The sequence below is a fragment of the Acidovorax temperans genome, assembly GCF_006716905.1.
Classification (GTDB): domain Bacteria; phylum Pseudomonadota; class Gammaproteobacteria; order Burkholderiales; family Burkholderiaceae_C; genus Acidovorax; species Acidovorax temperans.
In genome coordinates, this window is the sequence record NZ_VFPV01000002.1 from 436942 (window position 1) to 462822 (window position 25881).

The following is a 25881-nucleotide window of genomic DNA, read 5'->3' on the forward strand; positions in this document are numbered from 1 at the left end:
GGGGCGGTTCAGCGGGCCACAGTGATCACCTGCGGCACGGGCACCTGGGCGTGCAGGCGGTGGATGTCTGCGGCCTGGGCCAGCGCGGTGCCGGGCGACAGCAAGGCGGCTGCCCCGGCAGCCACGCCCCAGCGCAGGGCCTCGGGCGGTGTGTCGCCATGTTCCAGCGCCCAGACCAAGGCAGCCAAAAAGCAATCGCCCGCCCCCGTGGTGCCGGTGGTGGCTGGCACCTCAAGCGCTGGTGCGTGCCATACGCCGTCGGGTTGGGCCAGCACGGCGCCTTGCTCACCCATGGAAACGGCCACCGTGCTGGCAGCGCCTTGCTGCACCAGGGTGAACGCGGCGTCACCGCATTCCTGCACGGTGTTCAGCGGCTGTTGCAGCAAGTCGCGCAACTCGCGCAGGCTGGGCTTGACGAGCGCCACTCCCACTTCCAGCGCTGCCGCCAGCGCGGCGCCCGAGGTGTCGAGCGCAAGAGGTACTCCTTGCTGTTGGGCTGCGTGGGCCAGTTGCGCATAAAAGTCGTGCGGCATTCCGGGCGGCAGGCTGCCGCTGGCGATGATCCACCGGGCGGGTTGCGAACCCGGCTCTGCGGTTGGCAGCAGGGCCTCTAGCAGGGCTTGGGATTGTGTGGAGTCCACCGTGGGGCCTGGCAGCACGAAACGAAACTCCTGGCCAGTGCGGGTCTCCAGCACCGACATGTTTTCACGGGTATCGCCAGCGATGGGGTGCATCTGGCATACCACCCCTTCTTGCTGCAGCAGCGCTTGCAGTTGCGCGCCTGCAGGGCCGCCCACCAGGGCCCGTGCCTCTACCGCAGCGCCCAGGCGGTGCAGCACCCGGGCCACATTGATGCCGCCCCCGCCGGGGTAGCGCTGCACCGTGCCGCACCGCAGCTTGTGGGTGGGTAGCACCTGCTCGGTGCTGGTGGCAATGTCCAGTGCGGGGTTGGGGGTGAGTGTCAGAAAAGAGGTCATATCGCGGCGCGTGGGTGGCGTCAGGTGACTGGCCTTCGGTGGTGCAGCGGCGTGCCGAAGGCGCTGGGGTAGGGGCTGCCCGTGGGGGTTACCAGGGGCGCTCTGGCAGGCCCGACCACAACTCGTTGAGGTCTGGAAACCGCCATTTGTCAGGGTCTTCGCGGGCGACGATTTTTTCGTTGCAGCCCGGTTCGGCCAGGTTCACCACTTCAGGGGGGATGCGCAGGTCTGACTTGGTGGAGAAGAACACCTTCACGCGCGGCGAGGTGAGGGACTTTTCGCCTTGCTCTGTCACCACGCCAATGCGGCCGGACGACAGCCGCACGAGCGAGCCCACGGGGTAGATGCCGATGCTCTTGACGAAGGCCTGGAACAGGCGCGGGTCGAAGTGCCCCTTCGTCCACTCGGCCATGCGGCGAATGGATTCGGAAGGATCCCAGCCGCGCTTGTAAGGGCGGTCCGATGTGATGGCGTCGTACACGTCGCAGATGGCCGTCATGCGCGCGATCAGCGAGATTTGCTCCCCCTGCAGCTTGTCGGGGTAGCCTGTGCCGTCCATTTTTTCGTGGTGGTGCAGGCAGGCGTCGAGCACCGAGTCTTCGACATTGCCGCCTTCCTTGAGCAGGTTGTAGCCCTCGACCGGGTGGCTCTTGACCACCGCGAACTCGCTGTCGGTGAGCTTGCCAGGCTTGTTCAGAACGGGCAGCGGGATGGCGGCCTTGCCCAGGTCGTGCAGCAGGCCGGCCATGCCGGCGCTGCGGGTGTGTTCTTCGCTCAGACCAATCTGCTTGGCCAGGGCCACCATCATGGCGCACACGGCCACGGAATGCATATAGGTGTAGTCGTCGGCAGTTTTCAGGCGGGCCAGGCTGATGAGTGCGCCGGGGTTGCGTCTGACGGAGTCCGAAATCTCTTCCACCAGGCTTTGCGCGTTGGCCGCGTCCACCACCTTGCCCATGCGCGCTTCGTTGAACATCGAAACGACGGCGCGTTTGGATTCGCTGCAAATGGAGGCCGCCAGTTGGATTTCATCTTGCATCGACGTGGGTCCGCGGCCCCGACGAGGCAACGCAGGGCGCGGCGGCTCTTCGATGACGATGGCCGGCATGTCTTCCAGCTGGGCAAACTCTGAGTCGATCTGTAGGTCAGCCTCTTCGCGGGACACGGAGCTCACTCCTGCCGCCACATCCAGCCCCTTGGAGGTGTCGATCCACACCTCATCGATCGCGGTGGCCTGGATGCGCTCCAGGTCCTTGGGATCCTTCAGGACGAACTTTGCACGCCAGAACGGGTGCTCCATCCAAGAGCCGCAGAATTCGTGCAGGTACATGCCCAGGATGAGATTTTTGGTACTGATTCGCTTGAGCATGACAACTATCCAGAACGCAAACTAACGCAATCACAGGGGCCGGGGCTTTATCCATGTTAGCCTTTTCGCCCCGCTTCGCCCCCTCCATTGTCCTCCCACTTTGAAGAAAATGCCCGCAGTTTCGAGGCCCGCCGCCCCGGCCGCCCCCAGTGCTGCCCAAAAAGCCCTGCAAAAGATGGGGCTGCGCCGCGATATCGACCTGGCTTTGCACCTGCCGCTGCGCTACGAGGACGAAACCCGCATCACCCCCCTGGCCAGCGCCCGCGACGGGCAGACGGTGCAGATCGAGGCCACCGTGACGGCCTGCGAGGTGCAGCTGCGCCCGCGCCGCCAGCTGCTGGTGCAGGTGGAAGACGCCACAGGCAGTTGCGAGCTGCGGTTTTTCAGCTTCTACCCCTCGCACCAGAAGACCATGGCGGTGGGCAACCGCCTGCGCATTCGGGGCGAGGTCAAGGGGGGCTTCTGGGGGCGGCAGATGCTGCACCCGGCGTTCCGGCTGGCGGGGGGCGAATTACCCGCAGCCCTCACGCCCGTTTACCCCACCACCGCCGGGCTGCCCCAGCCGTATCTGCGGCGCGCCGTGGTCAGTGCCCTGGGGCGTGTGGATTTATCAGACACCCTGCCGCCGGGGGTGGAGCCTCCTCATGCCATGTATCAAGGCCAAAATGGCCTCCAGCGCTCGTGGGGATTGCGCGAGGCGCTCACTTTTTTGCATCACCCCACGCCGGATGTGGCCCTGTCCACCCTGGAAGACCACAGCCACCCCGCCTGGCAGCGCCTGAAAGCCGAGGAGTTGCTGGCGCAGCAACTCTCGCAACACCAGTCCCGCCGTGAACGCGACCGGCTGCGCGCCCCGGTGCTGCGCCCCCAGCCTGCGCAAGATGGTGCGCTGCCCTTGCACGAACAGCTCATGGCCGTGCTGCCGTTCGACCTCACAGCCGCGCAGCGCCGCGTGGGGGAAGAAATCGCGGCCGACCTGGCCCGCCGCGTGCCCATGCACCGGTTGTTGCAGGGTGATGTGGGCTCGGGCAAAACCATCGTCTCGGCCCTGGCCGCCTGCCTGGCCATGGATGCGGGCTGGCAATGCGCGCTGATGGCGCCCACCGAAATCCTGGCCGAGCAGCACTTCGCCAAAATGATCGGCTGGCTGGAGCCGCTGCTGGCCGCCCGCGGCCGCAAGGTGGCCTGGCTGGTGGGCAGGCAAAAGAAAAAGGATCGCACCGTCATGCTGGCGCTGGTCGCCAGCGGCGAGGCTGCGCTGGTCGTGGGCACACACGCCGTGATTCAGGAGCAGGTGCAGTTCAAGAACCTGGCGCTGGCCATCATCGACGAGCAGCACCGCTTCGGTGTGGTGCAGCGGCTGGCCTTGCGGCAAAAGCTGGCGGCACATGGGATGGAACCCCATATGTTGATGATGAGCGCCACGCCCATCCCGCGTACGCTGGCCATGAGCTACTACGCCGATTTGGATGTGTCGGTCATCGACGAGTTGCCGCCAGGGCGCACCCCCATCGTCACCAAGCTCATTGCTGACAGCCGCAAGGATGAAGTGATCGAACGCATCGGTGCTCAGGTCGAAGCCGGGCGGCAGGTGTACTGGGTGTGCCCGCTGATTGAAGAAAGCGAGGCGCTGGATCTGAGCAACGCCACCGCCACGCACGCCGATTTGAGCGAGGCCCTGCCCGGCGTGATGGTGGGCCTGCTGCACTCGCGCATGCCCACGGCAGAGAAGAAGGCCGTGATGCAGCTTTTTTCCAGCGGCCAGATGGGCGTGCTGGTCAGCACCACGGTGATCGAAGTGGGCGTGGACGTGCCCAATGCCTCGCTCATGGTCATCGAACACGCCGAGCGTTTTGGCCTGAGCCAGCTGCACCAGCTGCGCGGGCGGGTAGGGCGCGGCGCGGCGGCCTCGGCCTGCGTGCTGCTGTATTCCACCAACGACAGCGGCCGCGTGGGCGAAACCGCCAAGGAACGCCTGCGTGCCATGGCCGAGACCAACGACGGTTTCGAGATTGCGCGGCGCGACCTGGAGATTCGTGGCCCCGGCGAGTTCCTGGGCGCGCGCCAGTCGGGCGATGCGCTGTTGCGATTTGCTGATTTGGCCACCGATACCCACCTGCTCGAGTGGGCGCGCGAACTGGCCCCGCTGATGCTGGACAAATACCCTGAATTGGCTGCCAAACACGTGGCGCGCTGGTTGGGGGGAAAATCGGACTATCTCAAAGCATGAGACCCCGCCCAGCCCCACGCTGACGCGGCCCGCAGGAACACACCATGACCCTCACCGAACTCAAGTACATCGTGGCCGTGGCGCGCGAGAAGCACTTTGGCCACGCGGCCGATGCCTGCTATGTCTCGCAGCCCACGCTTTCGGTGGCCATCAAGAAGCTGGAAGAAGAGCTGGATGTGAAGCTCTTTGAACGCAGCGCCGGCGAAGTCACGGTGACTCCGCTGGGTGAGGAAATCGTGCGCCAGGCCCAAAGCGTGCTGGAGCAGGCTGCTGCCATCAAGGAAATCGCCAAGCGCGGCAAGGACCCGCTGGCCGGGCCGCTGACGCTGGGCGTGATCTACACCATCGGCCCCTACCTGCTGCCCGAGCTGGTGCGCAACGCCATCACGCGCACGCCGCAAATGCCGCTGATGCTGCAGGAGAACTTCACCGTCAAGCTGCTGGAGATGCTGCGCACCGGCGAGATCGACTGCGCCATCCTGGCTGAGCCCTTCCCCGACACCGGGCTGGCCATAGCCCCACTGTACGACGAGCCCTTCATGGCGGCCGTGCCCAGCACGCACCCGCTGGCATCCAAGAAGTCCGTCACGGCGGCCGAGTTGAAGAACGAAACCATGCTGCTGCTGGGCGCAGGCCATTGCTTTCGCGACCATGTGCTGGAGGTGTGCCCCGAGTTCGCCCGCTTTGCCAGCAACGCCGAGGGCATCCGCAAGTCGTTCGAGGGCTCGTCGCTGGAGACTATCAAGCACATGGTGGCCGCAGGCATGGGCGTGACGCTGGTGCCCCGCCTGTCGGTGCCACGCGACGCCCTGCACACGGCGGCGCGCCGCCGCAAGAGCGACGAGAGCTACATCCGCTACCTGCCCATCGAAGAAAAAGACGGCAGCCCCCCGCCCATGCGCCGGGTGGTGCTGGCATGGCGGCGCAGTTTCACGCGCTATGAGGCCATTGCCGCCCTGCGCAACGCCATTTACGCCTGCGAATTGCCGGGTGTGACGCGTCTGTCCTGAACGTGGGCTGCCCAGGCGGTGGCCCTGCTGCAGCGGCAGGGCAAACGAAATATTTTGTTACTCGCGCCCTGTCGTTGGGCGGGGCTACACTCGCGCCGCGCTGGCAAAGCATGCCTGGCGTTTGCAATGTTTTTGCATTTCTTCCTCCTCCCGTCCCTGCCGTCGCTGTCCACATGGCGGCGGCAAGTCCGTGACGGCTCCAAAAGAAAGGCTCCCATGAAGAAGCTTTGGCTTTCTGCCACGTTGGTGGCGGCCCTGTCGGCCTGCACTTCCATGCCACCCGCCGCATCCCAGGCCGGCGGCCCCATCAAGAAGCCCGAAATGGACCGCATCGCTGCGGCACCTGCCGCCATGTCTGCCACGGCTGCATCGGGCAGCTTCAGCCAGTTCCTGGCGCTGTCGGCCCAAATGCAGCCCGAACTGGCGCCCGCCGTCGCGGCGTATGAGCGCAAGGCCACGCTGCAGGGCGATGACCTCGTCAACATCAGCCGCCTGCTGGGCCTGTACAACCGCCTGAAGAACCAGACCGCCGTGATCGACGCTACCGCGCGCATGGTGGCCATCCCCACGGTGCGCTCCGACAAGGTGCCTCCGCACGAAGACAAGCACATCATCGCGTTTGGCGCGCTGGTGGAAGGCATGGCCAAGGAGTTTGGCCTGCAATACCGCAACGTGGACAACCGCGTTTTTGAAGTAAAGCTGCCCGGCAGTGGCCCCGAAGAGTTCGGCATCCTGACCCACGCCGACGTGGTGCCTGTGGTGGCTGACGAATGGGTGCTGGACGACGGCACCAAGCTCGACCCCTTCAAGCTGACCCGCGTGGGCGGCAACCTGTATGGCCGCGGCTCTATCGACGACAAGGGGTCTATCGCCACCGTGCTGTACGCCATGAAGGCCGTGAAGGACAGCGGCCTGCCGCTGGCCCGCACCATCCGCCTCATGATCGAAACCACCGAAGAAACCGGTGGCGACGCGATGAAGTACTACCGCGCCAAGACCACCCTGCCCGAGTACAACATCGTGCTCGACAGCAAGTACCCTGCCGTGGTGGCAGAAAAGGGATCGGGTGCGCTGCGCACCACCTTTGCACTGGGTGCCGCTTCGGGCAACCAGCCCACCATCGTGGCCATGGCGGGTGCTGCATCGGCCAACGCGGTGCCCCAGACAGCCACCGCCCGCCTGCGCGGCGGCGATGTGGACGCTGTTAGCCGCCAGTTGAACGCTGCCAAGGACGCCTTTGTCGGCAAATACACCAGCCAGGGTGGCAAGTTCAGCATCGACGTGACGCGTGAAGGCGCAGATGTGCTGGTCAAGGTCACGGGTGCCTCGGCCCACGGCTCGCGCCCCGAAGAAGGCGTGAACCCGCTGCCGCGCCTGGCGCTGTTCCTACAGCAATCGGGTGTGGCGTTGGCGGCCAATGGCTATGCCCAGGTCGCGCGCTACATCGCCGAGCTGTACGGTGTGGATTACCTGGGCCGCACCCTGGGCCTGGCTTACAGCGACGACTTCATGGGCCCGCTGACCCTGTCGCCCAACCTGATTCGCGAGAAAGACGGCAAGGTCGATGTGCTCGTGAACGTGCGCATGCCGCGTGGCAAAACGCCAGAGGCACTGTCTCAGGCCACCACCGAGCGCATCAAGGCCTGGGGTGTCCAGGCCGGTGTGGCGGTGGAGGTGGAGCACAAGCAGGGCAACTGGATGGCGCGCGACCCCAAGGGCGCGTGGCTGGCCACCTTGCTCAACACCTTTGGCGACACCACCGGCCTGCCCGCGCAGCCTGTGCCCACCGCCGGCAGCACCACCGCCAAGCTGATGCCCAACGCCATCAACTTTGGCCCTGCCATGCCTGGCAAGAAGTACACGGCCCATAACGCCAAGGAGTTCAAGGAAGTGTCGGACCTGGATGCAGACATGCAGATGTTCACCGAGATGCTGGTGCGCATTGGCAACCTGCAGCAAATGCAGTGAGCCTGGCCAGGCTGCTGGCCCGGCTTTTCAACGTTTGCTTGACCCAGGCGCAAGGTATCGGCAACGGATGACATCCACCGCCGGTGGCTTGCGCTACAGTGTTTCAGGGCCCCGCGCCCGGTCTTCGGGACTGCATGGCGCGGGGTGTTTCATGTTTTCAGCACGAAAGGACCATCCATGGCCAAGCCAAGCAAAGCAGTGATCGGCAAGACCTCTGCTCCCAGCATCAACATCGGCATCAGCGACAAAGACCGCGCTGCCATCGCCCAGGGCCTGTCGCGCCTGCTGGCCGACACCTACACCCTGTACCTCACCACCCACAACTTCCACTGGAATGTGACGGGCCCCATGTTCAACACGCTGCACACCATGTTCATGGCGCAGTACACCGAGCTGTGGAACGCGGTGGATCCGATCGCCGAGCGCATCCGCTCGCTGGGCCATGTGGCGCCGGGCTCGTATGCCGAGTTTGGCAAGCTGGCCACTGTGCCTGACGCCCCCGCCAAGCCGCCCAAGGCACTGGACATGGTGCGCGTGCTGGTCGAAGGCCATGAAGCCGTGGCCCGCACCGCCCGCAGCCTGTTCCCCCTGGCCGACAAGGCCAGCGACGAGCCTACGGCCGACTTGCTCACCCAGCGCCTGACGGTGCACGAGCAAACCGCCTGGATGCTGCGCTCGTTGCTCGAAGAGTGACAACGGGCTTTCTGCGCGCGCCGTTCTTCCTTTGGGTTGCAGGGCGCCGCAGAATTGCGCCTTGTCCTACACGGCGCGGCCCCTTCGCCTGCACATGATGCGGGTTTGGCAATGCGCGCTGCCCTGGCGTCGCATGGCAGACCAACCCCCCTGTGATGTATGCGAATCCTGTACGTTGAAGACAATCCAGAGCTGCGCGAAACCATTGGCATGCTGATGGAGGGTGAAGGCCGCACGGTGACGTCCTGCGCCTCTGCCGAAGAGGCCCTGGTGCTGGATGCAGGCCATCCCTTCGACGTACTGGTCACCGATGTGAGCCTGCCCGGTATGTCAGGAACCGATCTGGCCCGCCGGTTGCTGGCGAACGATCCGCTGCGCTGGGTGGTGTTGTGCTCAGGCTATGAACTGGGTAGCCAGCCGGGCAGCTGGGGGCCGAATGTGCGCACCTTGCTCAAACCGTTCGAGCTGGAGGAGCTGGAGCAACTGCTGGGTGGCATCCATACGGCCCTGGCTTCGGTCCCTACCTGATCCCAGCCGCGTGGCGGCATCTGTCGCTCACCACGCGTCTTTTCCCTTTAGAGCGGCTAACAAAACTCTTCTGGCGTCGTTGCCGCGTCTTGTCGTACTACGCGTACTGTCTGCGACGCGGCGCCTAGCTAGAACCGCTTCGCTGAGTTTTGTTAGCCGCTCTTACTGCATTCGCCTGCGCGGCCCTCCCGGCGCTTGGATGGCTCGGGCTGCCGTAGCCTATCGGCGTCAGGCGACGGCGCTTCGTGCGGGGGCGTGGCGGGGCAAAGTCACCCGGAAGGTCGTGACGTTGTCTTGTGACTTGGCCTCGATGGCACCTCGGTGCGCCCGCACGATCTGGTGCGCAATGAAAAGCCCCAGGCCCAGCCCCTGGTGCCGCCCCGGTTCGCGTTTGCCCCCGCGAAACGCGTCGAACAGATGGGGCATCAGTTCGGGCGGTATGGTGCCACCGTTCGAAACCGTGATGCTCACGGTCTCTGCAAGGTTGCCATCAGCGCAAATGCGCACCGGCTGGTCTGCGCTGCCATGGCGCAGTGCGTTGCCGACCAGGTTGGTGAACACCTGGCATAGCCGCTCGGTGTCCCAAGTGCCCGCGAGGTCGCCTTCCAGGATGGATTCAATGCCGCGTTCGGGGTGGCTGGTGGCTGCTTCGTCCAGGGTGCGCTGCACCACGGTCTGCATATGGGCGGGGCCTAGTTGCAGCGCCAACCCGCCTGCCTGGCGGATGCGGGTCACGTCCAGCAGGTCTTCGATCATGTGGCCCATGCGCTGGCTTGAGCGCAGCACCCGGTCCACCATCAGGGCTGCCTTGTCGGGCGGCGGCTGGCGCTTGAGCACGGTGGCGGCAGCGACGATGGACTGCAGCGGTGTGCGCAGGTCGTGGCTCAGCACCGCCATGAACATTTCGTTGATGCGCAAGGCCTCGGTGCGCGCGCGCAGCTCGTGCGCCAGCGCCTGCTTGCGCCGGTGCAGTTCAAAGAACACGCTCGCCTTGTTGGTGAGCATGTGCGGGTCGATGGGTTTGTACAGAAAGTCCACCGCCCCGCTCTCGTACCCCCGGAACTGCCAGTTCTGCTCGCGCGATCCCGCCGTCATGAAGATGAGCGGAATGTGCCGGGTGCGTTCGCTGCCCCGGATCAGCTCCGCCAGCTCAAAACCATTCATCTCGGGCATCTGCACGTCCAGCAACGCCAGGGCCACATCGTCGTGGGCCAGCAGCAGTTCCAGGGCCTCGGGGCCTGACTGGGCCTTGAGGATGTCCAGCCCGTCACGCTGCAGCAGCGCCTCCAGGGCGATGAGGTTTTCTTCGACATCGTCAACGAGCAGGCATTTGGTGCGGTCGGTCTGGGGCATGGGCGGTAGGGAATGTGGGTTCTCAAGGAGGGACGCATGCGCCCGGATCAAAGCTGCTGGCGCTGGTGCAGGTCCGCCAGCAGCGTTGCAATGCCTTCAGGGGGCAGGATGTGGTCGACCGCCAATCCGGCGATGGCTGCCTGCGGCATGGTGGGCATGCTGGCGCTGGCGGGCTCTTGCACGATGGTGAGGCCGCCCGCCGCCTGAATGGCCTGCAGGCCATTCACGCCGTCTTCGTTGGCGCCCGACAGCAGAATGCCCACCAGCCGGGGGCCGTAGTGGTCTGCCGCCGATTCAAACAGCACGTCGATGGATGGGCGCGAAAAATGCAGGGGCGGGTCCACCGACAGCCCCACATGCGGGCCCTGGGGACCGCCGTCAACGAGCAGGTGGTAGTCCGGCGGCGCAAAGCTCACCGCCCCTGGCGTGATGGCATCCTTGTCCTGCGCCTCGCGCAGCGGCAGGGCGCAGCGGGGCTGAAAAATCTCCACCAGCAGGCTGCGCCGGTCCCGGGGCAGGTGCAGCACCACGAGCACCGCCGCCTGCAGTGTGGCGGGCAGCGCAGGCAGCAGTTCCATCAGGGCGTCGATACCGCCCGCAGAGCCGCCCACCACGATGGCTGCGTAGCCCCGGGAAGGTGTGGGTCTGGGGGCGAGGTGTTGGGTGCTCACAGCCCTGCCTTTTTCCGGTAGATGCGGTCCTGCGGCACGAAGTCGTCGAACGCATCGGTATGCGCCGAAAACCGCAGCGACTCTTTGGAGCCCAGGCCCAGAAAGCCCCGGTGGCACAGCGACTCGCGGAACAGCCCCAGGGCGCGGTTCTGCAGGTCGCGCTCGAAGTAGATGAGCACATTGCGGCACGACACCAGATGGACTTCGGCGAACACGCTGTCGGTGGCCAGGCTGTGGTCGGAGAACACCATGTGCTCGCGCAGCCCCTTGTCGAACACCACGCGGCCATAGGCAGCCGCGTAGTAGTCCGACAACGAACTGCGGGCGCCGGAGCGCGCATGGTTCTCGGTGAAAGCCGCCACCCGCGACACGTCGAACACGCCAGACTCGGCGGCGCGCAGCGCATGCGGGTTGATATCGGTGGCGTAGATCAGGGTGCGGTCCAGCAGGCCTTCTTCCTGCAGCAGGATGGCCAGCGAATACACCTCTTCCCCCGCGCTGCATCCGGCCACCCAGACCTTGAGCGACGGGTAGGTGCGCAGCAGCGGCACCACCTCCTGGCGCAGCGCCTGGAAGTAGCTCGGGTCGCGGAACATGTCGCTCACCTGCACGGTGAGGTATTCGAGCAGCGCAGGGAACACGGCGGGCTCGTGCAGCACGCGGTCCTGCAGCTGCGACAGCGTCTTGCAGTCAAACTGCACCAGCGCCGACGCCAGCCGCCGCTTGAGAGACGCCTGTGCGTAGCCCCGGAAGTCGTAGTGGTAACGGTGGTAGATCGCATCGATCAGCAGGCGCTGCTCGATGTCGGCGGTGCGGGCCTTGCGGTGCGGCATAGAGGGGCCTACTTGGGCATCCACACCCGCACGAGGGACAGCAGCTTCTCCACGTCCAGCGGCTTGGCGATGTAGTCATTGGCCCCGGCGGCCAGGCATTTTTCCTGGTCGTCTTTCATGGCCTTGGCGGTCAGCGCGATGATGGGCAGGCGGCGCCACTCGGGGCGGCTGCGGATCTCGCGCATGGCGGTATAGCCGTCCATCTCCGGCATCATGATGTCCATCAGCACCAGGTCGATGGCAGGCTGCCCACCGCTGCCGGCACGCTCCAGCGCCTGCAGGGCCTCCAGGCCGTTGCGCGCAATCTTCACGCGGATGCCGGTGGGCTCCAGGATGCTGGAGAGCGCAAACACGTTGCGCACATCGTCTTCCACCACCAGCACGTTGCGGCCTTCCAGGGCGGTCTCGCGGTTGCGGGCCAACTGCAGCATCTGCCGGTGCTCGGCCGACAGCTCCGACTCCACCTGGTGCAGGAACAGCGTCACTTCGTCCAGCAGCCGCTCGGGCGAGCGGGCGTCCTTGATGATGATGGACTTGGAGAACCGGCGCAGTTGCTGCTCCTCATCGCGCGACAGGGCGCGGCCCGTGTACACGATGACGGGCGGGAAGGAGACGCCGTCCTGCTCCGTCATTTGCTGCAGCAGTTCGTAGCCGCTCAGGTCGGGCAGATTCAGGTCCATCACCATGCAGTCGAAGGTGGAGCCGCGCAGGTGCGCCAGCGCCTCGGCTGCCGTGCCGGCGCCCACGATCTCCACGTCGTCGTTGGTGAGCAGGTGGCGCACGCTCTCGCGCTGGCGCTCGTCGTCTTCCACTACCAGCACGCGCCGCAGGCCCTGGGTGAACTTGGCTTCGAGCCGCTGCAAGGCATGCACCAGCTCGTCGCGCTTGACGGGCTTGAGCGCGTAGCCCACGGCGCCCCGGCCCAGGGCCTCTTGCGAGTAGTCGGCCACCGAGACCACGTGCACCGGAATGTGGCGCGTGGCCGGGTTGCGCTTGAGCTGGTCGAGCACGCCCAGGCCCGAGAAGTCGGGCAGGTTCACGTCCAGCACGATGGCGCTGGGCAGGCTGTGCATTGCATAGGCCAGGCCGTCGGCCGCGTTGTGGGCCAGGTGGCAGTCAAAGTCCATCTCCCGCGCCAGGTCGCTCAGGATCTGCGCAAAGCGCACGTCGTCTTCGATCACCAGGATGCTGCGCGCGCCCGCACGGCGCGGGGCTGCGGGAGCAACTGGGGCCGCCACGGGTGGCAATGCCGGGGCCGAAGGAGCCGGTGCGACGACCGGTGCCGCCGCGCGGGCTGGAGCAGGTGCCGCCAGCGGCACTGCGGGTTCTGCTTCCGGCGATGGGGGCACCAGCTTCTGTGGCAGCACCAGGGTGAAGACGCTGCCCTCGCCCGGTGTGCTCTGCACATGGATCGACCCGCCCAGCAGCTGCGCCAGGTCGCGCGAGATCGACAGGCCCAGGCCCGTGCCACCGTACTTGCGGTGCGTGCTGCCATCGGCCTGGCGGAAGGCTTCGAAAATCAGCTCCTGCTGGTGCGCCGGGATGCCGATGCCCGTGTCCTTGACGGCAAACGACAGAGTGTCGTCCGGGTTGCGCGACACATGCAGTGCCACCGAGCCCTTTTCGGTGAACTTGAGCGCGTTGGACAGCAGGTTCTTCAGCACCTGCCCCAGGCGCTGCGGGTCGGTGTCCAGCGTGGCGGGGGCGTCGGGCGCAACGGTGGCCGTGAGCGTAAGGCCCTTTTCTTGTGCCAGTGGGCGCAGCGGGTCGATGAGGGTTTGCAGGGCCTTGGACAGCGTCACCGTTTCCACCGACACGGTGGCCTGGCCGGCCTCGATCTTGGACAGGTCGAGGATGTCGTTGATCAGGGCCAGCAGGTCGTTGCCCGCTGCGTAGATGGTCTGCGCGTACTTCACCTGGTCGGGGCTCAGGTTGCCCGGTTTGTTGTCTGCCAACAGCTTGGCCAGGATCAGGGTGGAGTTGAGCGGTGTGTGCAGCTCGTGGCTCATGTTGGCCAGGAACTCGCTCTTGTACTGGCTGGCCAGCTCCAGTTCGCGGGCCTTGTCCGTCATGGCGCTTTGGGCGCGCAGCAGTTGCTCGCGCTGGTATTCCAGTTGCTGGGTCTGCGCCTCCAGGTGGGCGTTGGTCTGCTCTAGCTCGGTCTGCTGCACCTCCATCTGGGCCTGCGATTCCTGAAGGATGCGGCTTTGCTGCTCCAGCTCTTCGTTGCTCACACGCAGTTCTTCTTGCTGGGTCTGCAGCTCTTCGGACTGGCGCTGCGTCTCCTCCAGCAGGTTCTGCAGGCGGTTGCGGTCGATGCCGGAGCGGATGGCCACCGCCAGCAGTTCCGAGGCGCGCTCCATCAGCGCCCGCTCGGTCTCGGTCACCGGGCGGTTGAAGCCGAGTTCGATGACGGCATACACCTGCCCATGCTCCACGGCGGGCGCGACCAGCAGCTCGGCGGCGCTGGCCTGCCCCGTGGCGGACGACACCGGCAGGTAGCCCGCGGGCACATCGCGCACATGCATCAGCTCGCGCGACCGGGCGGCCTGGCCGACCAGCCCTTCGCCCACAAGCAGGGTCTCGGCCAGCCGCTCCCGCGGCAGCGCGTAGCCGCCGAACAATGCGAAGCCCGCGCCGTCCTGCACCACGTACCCGGCCCCGACCTGGGCGCGCAGGTAGCCTGCCAGGTACTCCAGCGCGATCTGTCCGATTTCTTCGAGCCGGTGGCCGCCATGGATGCGCTGACCCAGGCCCGTCAGGCCCGTCGAAATCCACGACTGCATGGACTTGGCCCGGTACTCCCGCGCCGTCACGCCGGCCGAAATGCAGATCAGCACCAGCAGAACCAGCGAGCCGGCGCCGGAATAAAGGTTGGCGTTGGTGGCCGCGGCCACCCACTGCTCGCGGCGGGTCTCCAGCTGCAGGTTCTGCTGCGTGCGCAGGCTCTCCGCCACCTCGCGCAGCTAGTCCATGATCTGCTGGCCCGCACCGCTTTGCACCAGCGTCATCGCGCCCACGCCGTCACCGGCCTTGCGCAGGGCAATGGTTTCGGTGAGCTCGCGCAGCTTCTGCTGCGTGAGGGCTTCGAGCTGCTCGACCAGCTGGAGGTGCGCTGGGTAGTCCGCCGCGCTGGCCTTGAGGTCCGTCAGGTGCTTGTGCAGCGAGGTCACGGCCGCGTCAAAGGGCTTGAGGTACGAGAGATCGCTCGTCAGCAGGTAGCCGCGCTGGCCCGTTTCCGCATCCTTGATGGCCTGCGTAAACCGATTGAGATGGCGCATGGCCAGGGTGGTGCGGTCCATGGCCCGAACGGCCTCAGTGCGGGTTTCGGCCGACCGGAAATTGACGAGCCCGATCACCAGTGTGGCCACGGCAGCCAGGATGAAGCCCGCCATCAGCGTGCGGGGGATGGCGAAGCGGGTGGCCGCCTGGGGGCTCGGGGTGCGGGTCATGCGGTGCGGTGGGTGGTGTACGGGGGAAAGGCGCACTTTATACCGGGTTTGGACGGGCGCCGGGGCAGGAGGCCCGCGCCACGGCATTGCTGCTACATTCGGTGCGCCCTGCCCGCGTGTGTGGACGGGGCAGCCCCTCCTTGTTGTTCCAGCCGTTGCCCGCCATGTCCGCCGTCTCCCCCCGCAGCCGCTTTGGCCTGTACCTCGACCTCATCCGCTGGGACCGCCCCGCCGGCTGGCTGGTGTGCCTGTGGCCCACGCTCAGCGCGCTGTGGATTGCGGCCGACGGCTTTCCGGGCTGGCACCTGCTCATCGTGTTTGTGCTGGGCACCATCCTCATGCGCAGCGCGGGCTGCTGCGTGAACGACGTGGCCGACCGCGACTTTGACAAGCACGTCAAACGCACGGCGCAGCGCCCGGTCACCACCGGGCAGGTGTCCGTCAAAGAAGCCCTGGGCCTGGGCGCAGTGCTGGCCCTGGTGTCGTTCGGCCTGGTGCTCACCACCAACATGGCGGCCGTCCTGTGGTCGGTGCCCGCCGTGCTGGTGGCCATTGCCTACCCGTTCACCAAACGCCTCATTGCCATGCCGCAGGCGGTGCTGGGCATTGCGTTCAACTTCGGCATCGTGATCGCCTTTGCCGCGGTGCAGGACAGCGTGCCTGCGGTGGCGTGGTGGATGTGGCTGGGCAACCTGTTCTGGGTGCTGGCCTACGACACCGAATACGCCATGGTGGACCGCGACGATGACCTCAAGATCGGCATCAAGACCTCGGCCATCACCCTGGGGCGCTTTGATGTGGCGGGCATTTCTCTGTTCTATCTGCTGTTTCTGGGCATTTGGGCGGTAGCGCTTGCCCCCTATGCGCTGGGTGCTATTTTTTATGTAGCGATGGCCGCCGCCCTGGCGCAGGCCGTGTGGCACTTCACGCTGATCCGCACCCGCACCCGCGAGGGCTGCTTCAAGGCCTTCCGCATCAACCACTGGCTGGGCGCCACGGTGTTTGCGGGCATTGCAGGCAGTTACCTTGCGCGGCATTTGCTCACTAATTGATAGCTGCTAGCGCTTATTGAATAAGCGCTAGAGCCAAAAAACGCTTCAAGCACCAAATTCGTTGCCCAATTCATCGGCGCGTTGGCAAGCGGCCTGCATGGCGCGCTCGAACGCGGCGCCCACGCCATCAGCCTCCATCGACTGCAGCGCGGCATAGGTGGTGCCGCCCTTGGATGTGACACGCTGGCGCAGCACGGCCGGGGGCTCGTCTGATCGGCGGGCCAGTTCCGACGCGCCTACAAACGTGCCTACGGCCAGCTGGTGCGCCTGCTGTTCGCTCAGCCCCATGCCCACGCCCGCGCGGGTCATGGCTTCGAGGAAGTAGAAAACGTACGCTGGGCCGGAGCCAGAAAGGGCCGTCACGGCGTCGAGCTGCTTCTCGCTCTCCACCCAAAGGAACTCACCGGTGGACGCCATGATGGCTTCCACGCTCTGGCGTTCCGCTGCCGTGACGGCTGGGCGGGCGTACAGCGCGCTCATGCCCTTGCCCACCAGGGCGGGCGTGTTGGGCATGGTGCGCACCACGCGCTCAGAGCCCAGCCACTGGGCAATGCTGTCCGAGCGGATGCCTGCCGCCACGCTCAGGTGCAGGGCGGTTTGCGTGTGGGCTTTGGCTTGCGCGGCGGCATCCTTGAAGGTTTGGGGTTTGACGGCCCAGACCACGATACCCGCGCGTTGCAGCGCAGGGCCCGCCTCGGCCTGCGCTTCGATACCGTAGTTCTTGCGCAGCGCCTCGCGCGCCTCGGCCCAGGGTTCCACCACTTCGATCTGGCTGGCCGGCTGGCCTTGGTGGATCAGCCCGCCAATGATGGCGCTGGCCATGTTGCCGCCGCCGATGAAGGCGATGGTGGGGAGGGATGGAGATGCGGCGGTTTGGCTCATGGGATGTGCAAGATGGCAACAACAGGGGCCACGATGGTAGCGCCGCCGCGCTTTGAGTTCACTCTGCGGTGGTCTGCCGCACGGCGTGTTCCCAGTTCGCCATCAATTCCTGCGCGCGGCCGTTGCCGAGCGTGGGCACGAAGCGCCGGTCGGCGCGCCAGAGGTGCGAGAGTTCGTCGGTGCTGGCGTACACGCCGCTCGACAGGCCCGCCAAGTAGGCTGCGCCCAGGGCGGTGGTCTCAATCACGGCGGGGCGCACCACCGGAATGCCCAGCAGGTCGGCCTGGAACTGCATCAGCAAATCGTTCACGCAGGCGCCGCCGTCCACGCGCAGCTCGCTCACCGGGGCGCCACCGGCGGCCACGGCGTCGCGGCTCATGGCCAGCAGCAGGGCGGCGCTTTGGTAGGCGATGCTTTCGAGTGCGGCGCGCGCAATGTGGGCAATGGTGGTGCCACGCGTCAGGCCGGTGATGGTGCCGCGTGCGTCGGGCTTCCAGTAGGGCGCGCCCAGGCCGGTGAAGGCGGGCACCATCATCACGCCGCCCGAATCAGGCACGCTTTGGGCGAGGGACTCCACCTCGCTGCTGTTGGTGATGGCGCGCAGGCCATCGCGCAGCCACTGCACCACGGCGCCGCCCACAAATACGCTGCCTTCCATGGCGAACTCAGGCTGCTGGGAAGCCTGCGCTGCGCTGGTGGTGAGCAAGCCGTTTTGTGATGTCTGGAAGACATTGCCCGTATGCATCAGCATGAAGCAGCCGGTGCCATAGGTGTTCTTGGCCATGCCCGCCGTAAAGCAGGCCTGGCCAAAGAGCGCGCTTTGCTGGTCGCCCGCCACGCCGCCGATGCGGATGGAATGGCCCAGCAGGTCGGCGGCTGTGTCTCCAAAGTGCGCGGCGGACGGTAGCACCTCGGGCAGCAGGGCCTTGGGAATGCGCAGCAGCGCCAGCAGCTCGTCGTCCCACTGGTTGGTATGCACATTGAACAGCATGGTGCGCGCGGCATTGCTCACGTCCGTCACATGCACCTGGCCATGGGTCAGCTTCCACATCAGCCAGCTGTCCACCGTACCAAAGGCCAGTTCGCCACGCTCGGCCGCTTCGCGGGCGCCGGGCACGTTGTCCAGCAGCCATTGCAGTTTGGTGCCGGAGAAGTAGGCGTCCACCAGCAGCCCGGTTTTGGCCTGGATGGTGGCTTCGTGGCCCTGTTCGCGCAGCTGGGCGCAGGCGGGCTCGGCGCGCCGGTCTTGCCACACGATGGCGTGGTGCACGGGCTGGCCGGTCTTGCGGTTCCACAGCACGGTGGTTTCGCGCTGGTTGGTGATGCCCACGGCCCGCACGGCATTGGCGGCTATGCCCGCCTTGGCCAGCGCATCGCGTGCGGTGGCGAGCTGGGTGCGCCAGATTTCCAGCGGGTCGTGCTCCACCCAGCCGGGCTGGGGGTAGATCTGGGGCAATTCGAGCTGCGCCTGCGCCACGATGTGGCCGCGTTCATCGAACACGATGCTGCGGGAGCTGGAGGTGCCTTGGTCGAGTGCGAGCAGGTAGGTCATGGTCAAAAGAATTCAGGGGTTCAAGCAGCTACGGTGCAGATGACGCCGGCATCTTGCAACAAGGCAGGGAAGGGCTCGGGCGGAGGCGCATCGGTGAATAGCCGCCCGATCTGATTGAGCGTGGCCAATTGCACCATGGCTGGCCGGTTGAATTTGCTGTGGTCGGCGGCCAGCCAGACCTCGCGGGCCTGTTCGATGATGGTTTGCGCCACCTTCACTTCGCGGTAGTCAAAGTCGCGCAGCGAGCCATCGGGCTCGATGCCCGAGATGCCGATGAGCGCGATGTCCACCTTGAACTGGCGGATGAAATCCACCGCCGCCTCGCCCACGATGCCCCGGTCGCGCGCGCGCACCACCCCGCCAGCGACGATGACCTCGCACTCGGGGTTGCTGCTGAGGATGGCGGCCACATTCAGGTTGTTGGTGATGACGCGCAGGCCCCGGTGGTGCAGCAGCGCCTTGGCAATGGCCTCGGTGGTGGTGCCGATGTTCAGGATCAGTGAGCAGTCGTTGGGCACCTGTTCGGCCACGGCGCGCGCAATGCGGGCTTTGCCATCGGCGTGCAGGGTTTCGCGCTGGGTGTGGGCCAGGTTCTCCACCGTGGAGCTGGGCACGCGCACGCCGCCGTGAAAGCGGGTGAGCAGGCCAGATTCCGCCAGGCGCTGCACATCGCGGCGCACTGTTTGCAGCGTGACCCCCAGGGTGTCGGCAAGCTGTTCCACCGTGGCGGATTTGCGCGCACGCACTTCTTCAAGCAGTTGGAGTTGGCGGGGGTTGGTGTTCACGGTGGGGGGGCTGGGTGCGTGGGTTGCCACCGACGCGTAACAAATTTGAAACATCTGATCGGCGCGTCGATGGAGCGTTCGAGACTGTAAAGCGAAAAAAAACGAATGCATTAAGGGTAAACCTTGATTCGATTCGAACAAAAAAGAACAAAAATGAGCAAGTTCGAAAGTTGTGGGCTGCAGCTTAGGTGCGCAGTCCTTTCACACAGGCCCAAGGGGCGGAAGAGGATGCTTCATGCAGCTGGCGTTGGACGGCATCAGCAAGAAAGTCGGGGCGCAGACCTGGCTGTATGACATGAGCCTGGCGCTGCAAAGCAATGCCGTGACGGTATTGCTGGGCGCGACCCAGGCGGGCAAGACGAGCCTGATGCGCATCATGGCGGGGCTGGACGTGCCCACGCAGGGGCGCGTGCTGGTGGATGGCAAGGATGTGACGGGCACCCCTGTGCGCGAGCGCAACGTGGCCATGGTGTACCAGCAGTTCATCAACTACCCCTCGATGAAGGTGTTTGACAACATCGCCTCGCCGCTGAAGCTGCGCGGCGAGAAAAACATCGACGCCCGCGTTCGCGAACTGGCCAGCCGCCTGCACATCGAGATGTTTCTGGACCGCCTGCCCGCCGAGCTGTCGGGCGGCCAGCAGCAGCGCGTGGCGCTGGCCCGTGCGCTGGCCAAGGGCGCGCCGCTGATGCTGCTGGACGAACCCCTGGTGAACCTGGACTACAAGCTGCGCGAGGAACTGCGCGAGGAGCTGACCCAGCTGTTTGCCGCCGGGCAATCCACCGTGGTTTACGCCACCACCGAGCCGGGCGAGGCCCTGCTGCTGGGCGGCTACACCGCTGTGATGCACGAAGGCCGCCTGCTGCAATACGGCCCCACGGCCGAGGTGTTCCATGCACCCAATTCGTTGAGCGTGGCGCGCGCATTCAGCGACCCGCCGATGAACCTGATGACCGCCACCCGCCAGGACGGCGGCGTGCGCCTGAGCGATGGCACGGTGCTGCCACTGCCTTTGCCCCCCACGGCCAGCGCTTCGCTCACTGTGGGCGTGCGCGCCAGTGCGCTGCGCGTGCAGGCCCGCCCGGGCGATGTGGAAGTGCAGGGCGTGGTGGAACTGGCCGAGATTTCGGGCTCTGACACCTTTGTGCACGTAGACACGCCCTGGGGCGAGCTGGTGGCCCAACTCACCGGTGTGCATTACTTTGAACTGGGCGCACAGGTTCGCCTGCACCTGAACCCGGCCCAGGCCTATGTGTTCGGTGCGGACGAGGCTCTGGTGCTGGCCCCCCAGCGCGCGGGAGGGCGCTGAACCATGGCACATATCCAGCTGGATCTGGCCCATTCCTACCGGCCTAACCCGCAGCAGGACAGCGACTACGCGCTGCTGCCGCTCAAGATGGACTTTGAAGACGGTGGTGCCTACGCGCTGCTCGGCCCCTCGGGCTGCGGCAAGACCACCATGCTCAACATCATGTCGGGCCTGCTGGTGCCTTCGCACGGCAAGGTGCTGTTCGATGGCCGCGATGTGACGCGCGCCACGCCGCAGAACCGCAACATTGCCCAGGTGTTCCAGTTCCCGGTGATCTACGACACCATGACGGTGGCCGAGAACCTGGCCTTCCCGCTGAAGAACCGCAAGGTGCCCGAGGCGCAGATCAAGCAGCGCGTGGGCCAGATTGCCGAGATGCTGGAGATGAGCCACCAGCTCGACATGCGTGCGGCGGGCCTGTCGGCCGACCAGAAGCAGAAGATCTCGTTGGGTCGCGGCCTGGTGCGCTCGGATGTGGCGGCGGTGCTGTTTGACGAGCCGCTCACCGTGATCGACCCGCACCTCAAGTGGCAATTGCGCCGCAAGCTCAAGCAGATTCACCATGAGCTCAAGCTCACGCTGATCTACGTGACGCACGACCAGGTGGAAGCGCTGACCTTTGCCGACAAGGTGGTGGTGATGAGCCGTGGCCGTGTGATGCAGCTGGGCACGCCCGATGCGCTGTTTGAAAAGCCCGCGCACACCTTTGTGGGCCACTTCATTGGCTCGCCCGGCATGAACTTCCTGCCCGCGGTGGTGGATGGCGCCACGCTGCAGGTGGCGGGCCAGCGCATGGCCTTGCCCGCCCGCAGCCTGCCCGAAGGTGCTTTGCAGGTGGGTGTGCGGCCTGAATACCTGGCGCTCTCTGCCCCGCAAGCCGCAGGCGCACTGCAGTGCCGCGTGGCACAGGTGCAGGACATTGGCACCTACCAGATGCTCACCGCCCAGGTGGGCGATCACACCATCAAGGCCCGCGTGGCCCCCGAGGTGGCCTTGCCCGCGGTGGGCGACAGCATCTGGCTGCAGGTGCTGGGTGAGCACACCTGCTTCTATCAAAACGAGGAGTTGTTGGCATGAGTACAACGACCAAACCCGTCAACCAGAAAGCCTGGTTCCTGATCCTGCCCGTCATCATCTGCGTGGCCTTCTCGGCCATCCTGCCCTTGATGACGGTGGTGAACTATTCGGTGCAGGACATCATCAGCCCTGAGCGCCGCGTGTTTGTGGGCACTGAATGGTTCGTGCAGATCATGCGCGACGAGGAGCTGCACGCTGCGCTCTTGCGGCAGATCACCTTCTCGCTGGCTGTGCTGGCAGTGGAGATTCCGCTGGGCATCCTGCTGGCGCTGTCCATGCCCGCGCAGGGCTGGAAGTCGTCTGCCGTGCTGGTCACGGTGGCGCTGTCGCTGCTGATTCCGTGGAACGTGGTGGGCACCATCTGGCAGATTTATGGCCGCGCCGACATTGGCCTGATGGGCCGCCTGCTGCAGGAGATGGGCATTGACTACAGCTACACCGGCAACGCCACGCAGGCGTGGCTCACGGTGCTGCTGATGGATGTGTGGCACTGGACACCGCTGGTGGCGCTGCTGGCGTTTGCCGGGCTGCGATCCATTCCGGATGCGTATTACCAGGCGGCCCGCATTGACGGTGCCAGCAAGCTGGCGGTGTTCCGCTACATCCAGCTGCCCAAGATGCGCGGCGTGTTGATGATTGCCGTGCTGCTGCGCTTCATGGACAGCTTCATGATCTACACCGAGCCCTTTGTGCTGACGGGCGGCGGGCCGGGCAATGCCACCACGTTCCTGAGCCAATACCTCACGACCAAGGCCGTGGGCCAGTTTGACCTGGGGCCTGCTGCAGCGTTCTCGCTGATCTATTTCTTCATCATCCTGCTGCTGTGCTTCATCCTTTACAACTGGATGCAGCGCGTGGGCACCGTCAGCGACGAAGGGGCTGGCCATGCATGAAAAACGCTTCCAGAAGCGGACGCTGTTCCTGTTCGCGTACCTGTTGTTTGCCGTGTTGCCCATCTACTGGATGGTGAACATGAGCTTCAAGACGAACGAGGAGATCCTCTCGACCTTCACGTTCTTCCCGCAGCACTTCACCTGGGCCAATTACAAGACCATCTTCACCGATGAGAGCTGGTACTCGGGCTACATCAACAGCCTGATCTACGTGAGCATCAACATGGTGATCACGCTCACCGTGGCCTTGCCTGCAGCCTACGCGTTCTCGCGCTACAGCTTTCTGGGGGACAAGCATGTGTTCTTCTGGCTGCTCACCAACCGCATGACGCCGCCCGCTGTGTTTCTGCTGCCGTTCTTCCAGCTCTATACCACCGTGGGGCTCATGGACACGCACATCGCTGTGGCACTGGCGCACTTGCTGTTCAGCGTGCCGCTGGCGGTGTGGATTCTGGAAGGCTTCATGAGCGGCATCCCGCGCGAGATTGACGAGACGGCCTACATCGACGGCTACAGCTTTCCGCGCTTCTTCCTCACCATCTTCCTGCCGCTCATCAAGGCGGGTGTGGGGGTGGCGGCGTTCTTCTGCTTCATGTTCAGCTGGGTGGAGCTGCTGCTGGCCCGCACGCTGACCAGCGTGAACGCCAAGCCCATCGTTGCCACGATGACGCGCACGGTGAGTGCGAGCGGCATGGACTGGGCGACGCTGGCTGCTGCTGGTGTGCTGACCATCGTGCCGGGTGCGATCGTGATCTGGTTTGTGCGCCACTACATCGCAAAAGGCTTTGCGATGGGCCGTGTCTGAGGAGATTGGCAAATGTTTGACTGGATGGCCTGGACCACGCCCGTGGCCGTGTTCTTCACCTGCATCGTGCTCATGCTCATCGGCATGACGGTGTGGGAAATCAAGTCGCCCACCACCATGCGCAAGGGCTTTTTGCCCATTGCCACCACGCGGGGGGATCGCCTCTTCATCGGCCTGTTGTCGGCCGCTTATGTGAACCTGATTTTTGTGGGCCTGAGCGGGCGCATGGCGCAATGGCTAAGCCTGGAGAACGAGCCTTCGGTGTGGATCAGCTTCGTCTTGTCGATGGCGTTGCTGGGGCTGATTCTGCGCAAGGGTTGACGGATATTTGCTATTGAAATGAGAGCTGGTAGCGCTTTTAAATAAAAGGTTTGAGCATTAAAAGTGTTTTAAACCCTTTGAAATCAAGCGCAAGCAGCTATCGTTTTTGACGGTGTGCCAAGCGCCGGCCTGATTCCCCCCGGGGCCGGTGTTGTTCTACCCAAGGGGGTTCCATCTGAGGAGACAGCAATGAAGGTGCAGTTCAAGGCGATTGCGTTCGCCGCCGCGACCCTGGTTTTGGGTCACGCCGCCTGGGCCGGCGAGGCAGAGGCCAAGAAGTGGATCGACAGTGAGTTTCAGCCATCCACGCTGAGCAAAGACCAGCAGATGGCCGAGATGAAGTGGTTCATCGAAGCCGCCAAGAAGCTGCAGGCCAAGGGCGTGAAGGAAATCTCGGTCGTCTCCGAGACCATCACCACCCACGAATACGAAGCCAAGACCCTGGCCAAGGCGTTCACTGAAATCACGGGCATCACCGTCAAACACGACCTCATCCAGGAAGGCGACGTGGTCGAGAAGCTGCAGACCTCCATGCAGTCGGGCAAGTCGATTTACGACGGCTGGATCTCTGACTCCGACCTGATCGGCACCCACTACCGCTACGGCAAGATCCTGAACCTGACCGACTACATGGGCGGCGCAGGCAAGGAGTGGACCAATCCCGGCATCGACATCAAGGACTACATCGGCACCAAATTCACCACCGGGCCTGATGGAAAGATGTACCAGTTGCCCGACCAGCAGTTTGCCAACCTGTACTGGTTCCGCGCCGACCTTTTCGAGCGCAAGGACCTGAAGGACAAGTTCAAGGCCAAGTACGGCTACGACCTGGGCGTGCCACTGAACTGGTCCGCCTACGAAGACATCGCCGAGTTCTTCACCAACGACGTCAAGCAAATCGACGGCAAGCCTATCTATGGCCACATGGACTACGGCAAGAAGGACCCATCGCTGGGCTGGCGCTTCACCGATGCATGGCTGTCCATGGCTGGTTCCGCCGACATCGGCACGCCCAACGGTCTGCCCATCGATGAGTGGGGTATCCGCGTGGCTGACGACAAGTGCACGCCCGTGGGCGCCAGCGTGGCCCGTGGCGGTGCGACCAACTCGCCCGCCGCCGTCTATGCGCTCACCAAGTACGTGGACTGGATGAAGAAGTACGCGCCCAAGGAAGCCATGGGCATGACCTTCGGCGAAGCCGGCCCTGTGCCCGCGCAAGGCCAGATCGCCCAGCAAATCTTTTGGTACACCGCCTTCACGGCCGACATGACCAAGCCCGGCCTGCCTGTGGTGAACGCCGACGGCACACCCAAGTGGCGCATGGCCCCTGGCCCCAATGGCCCTTACTGGAAGCAAGGCATGCAAAACGGCTACCAGGACGTGGGCAGCTGGACCTTCTTCAAGGACCACGACGCCAACAAGACGGCTGCCGCCTGGCTCTATGCCCAGTTCGTGACCGCCAAGACCACTTCTCTGAAGAAGACCCTGGTGGGCCTGACACCGATCCGCGAATCGGACATCCAGAGCAAGGCCATGACCGACGCAGCCCCCAAGCTGGGTGGTCTGGTCGAGTTCTACCGCAGCCCCGCCCGCGTGGCATGGTCGCCCACCGGGACCAACGTGCCTGACTACCCCAAGCTGGCCCAGCTGTGGTGGAAGAACGTGGCCCAGGCCGTGACGGGTGAAAAGACCCCTCAAGGCGCCATGGACACGCTGGCTGACGAAATGGATCAGGTGATGGCCCGTCTGGAACGCGCTGGCATGGCCAAGTGCGCGCCCAAGCTGAACAAGAAGGAAGATCCCAACAAGTGGCTGAGCGACAAGCAAGCCCCTTGGAAGAAGCTGGCCAACGAAAAGCCAAAGGGTGAAACCATCGCGTACCAAACCCTGCTGGACGCCTGGAAGGCTGGCAAGGTGCGCTAATCAGCGCTGGTCTGACGGGTTCCACGGCCCGTCAGACCCATTCCCGGGGTGGGCAGTTTTTTCCTGGTGCCCCGCAGGAGGCTCTGGCTTCAGGCCCCCTGCCGATCCAGAAGATCGGCAGCTGGTGGCCATGCACCAAGGTCGAAAATTAAGGGTAAACCCTTATTCCATGCCCTATCCCATGGACAATCGCATCCC

Annotated in this window: 20 protein-coding genes and 1 pseudogene; 12 read left to right on the forward strand and 9 right to left on the reverse strand. The window is 65.0% G+C overall.

The window, feature by feature from the left end:
- Window positions 1–8: 8 nt before the first annotated feature.
- Entirely contained in the window at window positions 9–977 is a 969-nt protein-coding gene (locus BDD18_RS10095; protein WP_142083036.1) for a 1-phosphofructokinase family hexose kinase, read from the reverse strand.
- 88 nt (window positions 978–1065) lie between these two features.
- A complete protein-coding gene (locus BDD18_RS10100; protein WP_142083037.1) occupies window positions 1066–2346 on the reverse strand; it encodes an HD-GYP domain-containing protein in 1281 nt (426 codons plus the stop codon).
- A 109-nt stretch (window positions 2347–2455) separates the two neighbouring features.
- Between BDD18_RS10100 and recG the strand changes: the two genes are divergently transcribed.
- The 5 genes from recG (at window position 2456) to BDD18_RS10125 (ending at window position 8775) form a co-directional block, all read left to right on the forward strand.
- Window positions 2456–4576 carry an ATP-dependent DNA helicase RecG gene (gene recG / locus BDD18_RS10105; protein WP_142083039.1) on the forward strand — a complete coding sequence of 707 codons (2121 nt, stop codon included), beginning with the start codon at window positions 2456–2458 and terminating at the stop codon, window positions 4574–4576.
- A 44-nt stretch (window positions 4577–4620) separates the two neighbouring features.
- The gene (locus BDD18_RS10110; protein WP_066695705.1) at window positions 4621–5586 is read left to right on the forward strand and encodes a LysR substrate-binding domain-containing protein; all 966 of its coding nucleotides are present in this window, start codon (window positions 4621–4623) and stop codon (window positions 5584–5586) included.
- A gap of 216 nt (window positions 5587–5802) precedes the next feature.
- Window positions 5803–7554: a dipeptidase gene (locus BDD18_RS10115; protein ID WP_142083041.1), complete on the forward strand. Its 1752-nt coding sequence runs from the start codon at window positions 5803–5805 to the stop codon at window positions 7552–7554.
- A gap of 177 nt (window positions 7555–7731) precedes the next feature.
- On the forward strand, window positions 7732–8247 hold the full coding sequence (locus tag BDD18_RS10120; protein WP_044396586.1) for a Dps family protein: 516 nt from the start codon (window positions 7732–7734) through the stop codon (window positions 8245–8247).
- 159 nt (window positions 8248–8406) lie between these two features.
- Entirely contained in the window at window positions 8407–8775 is a 369-nt protein-coding gene (locus BDD18_RS10125) for a response regulator (RefSeq protein ID WP_142083043.1), read from the forward strand.
- Between the two features lie 228 nt (window positions 8776–9003).
- Here BDD18_RS10125 and BDD18_RS10130 read toward each other — a convergent pair whose 3' ends face one another.
- The 4 genes and pseudogenes from BDD18_RS10130 to BDD18_RS10145 form a co-directional block, all read right to left on the reverse strand.
- Complete coding sequence (locus tag BDD18_RS10130; protein ID WP_142083044.1) at window positions 9004–10128, reverse strand: hybrid sensor histidine kinase/response regulator; 1125 nt, start codon at window positions 10126–10128, stop codon at window positions 9004–9006.
- A 47-nt stretch (window positions 10129–10175) separates the two neighbouring features.
- Window positions 10176–10799: a chemotaxis protein CheB gene (locus tag BDD18_RS10135; protein WP_066691108.1), complete on the reverse strand. Its 624-nt coding sequence runs from the start codon at window positions 10797–10799 to the stop codon at window positions 10176–10178.
- Window positions 10796–11632 (reverse strand): CheR family methyltransferase, encoded by an 837-nt coding sequence (locus BDD18_RS10140; RefSeq protein ID WP_044399309.1) that lies wholly within the window; start codon window positions 11630–11632, stop codon window positions 10796–10798. The genes BDD18_RS10135 and BDD18_RS10140 overlap by 4 nt, the downstream gene beginning before the upstream one ends.
- A gap of 8 nt (window positions 11633–11640) precedes the next feature.
- Window positions 11641–15084: pseudogene (locus tag BDD18_RS10145) on the reverse strand (response regulator).
- 164 nt (window positions 15085–15248) lie between these two features.
- On the opposite strand from BDD18_RS10145, the gene ubiA reads away from it, so the two are divergent.
- Complete coding sequence (gene ubiA, locus BDD18_RS10150) at window positions 15249–16136, forward strand: 4-hydroxybenzoate octaprenyltransferase (RefSeq protein ID WP_142083046.1); 888 nt, start codon at window positions 15249–15251, stop codon at window positions 16134–16136.
- 45 nt (window positions 16137–16181) lie between these two features.
- Here ubiA and proC read toward each other — a convergent pair whose 3' ends face one another.
- From proC to BDD18_RS10165, 3 genes are read right to left on the reverse strand one after another with little or no spacing between them, the layout of a single operon-like run.
- Window positions 16182–17018 (reverse strand): pyrroline-5-carboxylate reductase, encoded by an 837-nt coding sequence (gene proC, locus BDD18_RS10155; RefSeq protein WP_142083048.1) that lies wholly within the window; start codon window positions 17016–17018, stop codon window positions 16182–16184.
- Between the two features lie 58 nt (window positions 17019–17076).
- A complete protein-coding gene (gene glpK / locus BDD18_RS10160; protein ID WP_142083049.1) occupies window positions 17077–18570 on the reverse strand; it encodes a glycerol kinase GlpK in 1494 nt (497 codons plus the stop codon).
- A gap of 20 nt (window positions 18571–18590) precedes the next feature.
- Window positions 18591–19355 carry a DeoR/GlpR family DNA-binding transcription regulator gene (locus tag BDD18_RS10165; RefSeq protein ID WP_142083051.1) on the reverse strand — a complete coding sequence of 255 codons (765 nt, stop codon included), beginning with the start codon at window positions 19353–19355 and terminating at the stop codon, window positions 18591–18593.
- A gap of 235 nt (window positions 19356–19590) precedes the next feature.
- Between BDD18_RS10165 and BDD18_RS10170 the strand changes: the two genes are divergently transcribed.
- The 6 genes from BDD18_RS10170 (at window position 19591) to BDD18_RS10195 (ending at window position 25683) form a co-directional block, all read left to right on the forward strand.
- Window positions 19591–20664, forward strand: a complete 1074-nt coding sequence (locus BDD18_RS10170) for an ABC transporter ATP-binding protein (protein WP_142083053.1) — start codon at window positions 19591–19593, stop codon at window positions 20662–20664.
- 3 nt (window positions 20665–20667) lie between these two features.
- Window positions 20668–21741: an ABC transporter ATP-binding protein gene (locus tag BDD18_RS10175; RefSeq protein ID WP_066784400.1), complete on the forward strand. Its 1074-nt coding sequence runs from the start codon at window positions 20668–20670 to the stop codon at window positions 21739–21741.
- Complete coding sequence (locus BDD18_RS10180; RefSeq protein ID WP_142083055.1) at window positions 21738–22634, forward strand: carbohydrate ABC transporter permease; 897 nt, start codon at window positions 21738–21740, stop codon at window positions 22632–22634. Before BDD18_RS10175 ends, BDD18_RS10180 begins: the two co-directional genes overlap by 4 nt.
- On the forward strand, window positions 22627–23439 hold the full coding sequence (locus BDD18_RS10185) for a carbohydrate ABC transporter permease (RefSeq protein WP_142083057.1): 813 nt from the start codon (window positions 22627–22629) through the stop codon (window positions 23437–23439). Before BDD18_RS10180 ends, BDD18_RS10185 begins: the two co-directional genes overlap by 8 nt.
- Before the next feature lie 12 nt (window positions 23440–23451).
- Window positions 23452–23760: a DUF2160 domain-containing protein gene (locus BDD18_RS10190; RefSeq protein ID WP_142083058.1), complete on the forward strand. Its 309-nt coding sequence runs from the start codon at window positions 23452–23454 to the stop codon at window positions 23758–23760.
- A 189-nt stretch (window positions 23761–23949) separates the two neighbouring features.
- Entirely contained in the window at window positions 23950–25683 is a 1734-nt protein-coding gene (locus BDD18_RS10195) for an ABC transporter substrate-binding protein (RefSeq protein ID WP_066698017.1), read from the forward strand.
- Window positions 25684–25881 lie beyond the last annotated feature (198 nt).

What these genes read in the sequence shown, in the direction of transcription:
- BDD18_RS10095 (WP_142083036.1), bottom strand. Translation starts at nt 977, where the DNA reads ATGACCTCTTTTCTGACACTCACCCCCAACCCCGCACTGGACATTGCC.
- BDD18_RS10100 (WP_142083037.1), bottom strand. Translation starts at nt 2,346, where the DNA reads ATGCTCAAGCGAATCAGTACCAAAAATCTCATCCTGGGCATGTACCTG.
- recG (WP_142083039.1), top strand. Translation starts at nt 2,456, where the DNA reads ATGCCCGCAGTTTCGAGGCCCGCCGCCCCGGCCGCCCCCAGTGCTGCC.
- BDD18_RS10110 (WP_066695705.1), top strand. Translation starts at nt 4,621, where the DNA reads ATGACCCTCACCGAACTCAAGTACATCGTGGCCGTGGCGCGCGAGAAG.
- BDD18_RS10115 (WP_142083041.1), top strand. Translation starts at nt 5,803, where the DNA reads ATGAAGAAGCTTTGGCTTTCTGCCACGTTGGTGGCGGCCCTGTCGGCC.
- BDD18_RS10120 (WP_044396586.1), top strand. Translation starts at nt 7,732, where the DNA reads ATGGCCAAGCCAAGCAAAGCAGTGATCGGCAAGACCTCTGCTCCCAGC.
- BDD18_RS10125 (WP_142083043.1), top strand. Translation starts at nt 8,407, where the DNA reads ATGCGAATCCTGTACGTTGAAGACAATCCAGAGCTGCGCGAAACCATT.
- BDD18_RS10130 (WP_142083044.1), bottom strand. Translation starts at nt 10,128, where the DNA reads ATGCCCCAGACCGACCGCACCAAATGCCTGCTCGTTGACGATGTCGAA.
- BDD18_RS10140 (WP_044399309.1), bottom strand. Translation starts at nt 11,632, where the DNA reads ATGCCGCACCGCAAGGCCCGCACCGCCGACATCGAGCAGCGCCTGCTG.
- ubiA (WP_142083046.1), top strand. Translation starts at nt 15,249, where the DNA reads ATGTCCGCCGTCTCCCCCCGCAGCCGCTTTGGCCTGTACCTCGACCTC.
- proC (WP_142083048.1), bottom strand. Translation starts at nt 17,018, where the DNA reads ATGAGCCAAACCGCCGCATCTCCATCCCTCCCCACCATCGCCTTCATC.
- glpK (WP_142083049.1), bottom strand. Translation starts at nt 18,570, where the DNA reads ATGACCTACCTGCTCGCACTCGACCAAGGCACCTCCAGCTCCCGCAGC.
- BDD18_RS10170 (WP_142083053.1), top strand. Translation starts at nt 19,591, where the DNA reads ATGCAGCTGGCGTTGGACGGCATCAGCAAGAAAGTCGGGGCGCAGACC.
- BDD18_RS10175 (WP_066784400.1), top strand. Translation starts at nt 20,668, where the DNA reads ATGGCACATATCCAGCTGGATCTGGCCCATTCCTACCGGCCTAACCCG.
- BDD18_RS10180 (WP_142083055.1), top strand. Translation starts at nt 21,738, where the DNA reads ATGAGTACAACGACCAAACCCGTCAACCAGAAAGCCTGGTTCCTGATC.
- BDD18_RS10185 (WP_142083057.1), top strand. Translation starts at nt 22,627, where the DNA reads ATGCATGAAAAACGCTTCCAGAAGCGGACGCTGTTCCTGTTCGCGTAC.
- BDD18_RS10190 (WP_142083058.1), top strand. Translation starts at nt 23,452, where the DNA reads ATGTTTGACTGGATGGCCTGGACCACGCCCGTGGCCGTGTTCTTCACC.
- BDD18_RS10195 (WP_066698017.1), top strand. Translation starts at nt 23,950, where the DNA reads ATGAAGGTGCAGTTCAAGGCGATTGCGTTCGCCGCCGCGACCCTGGTT.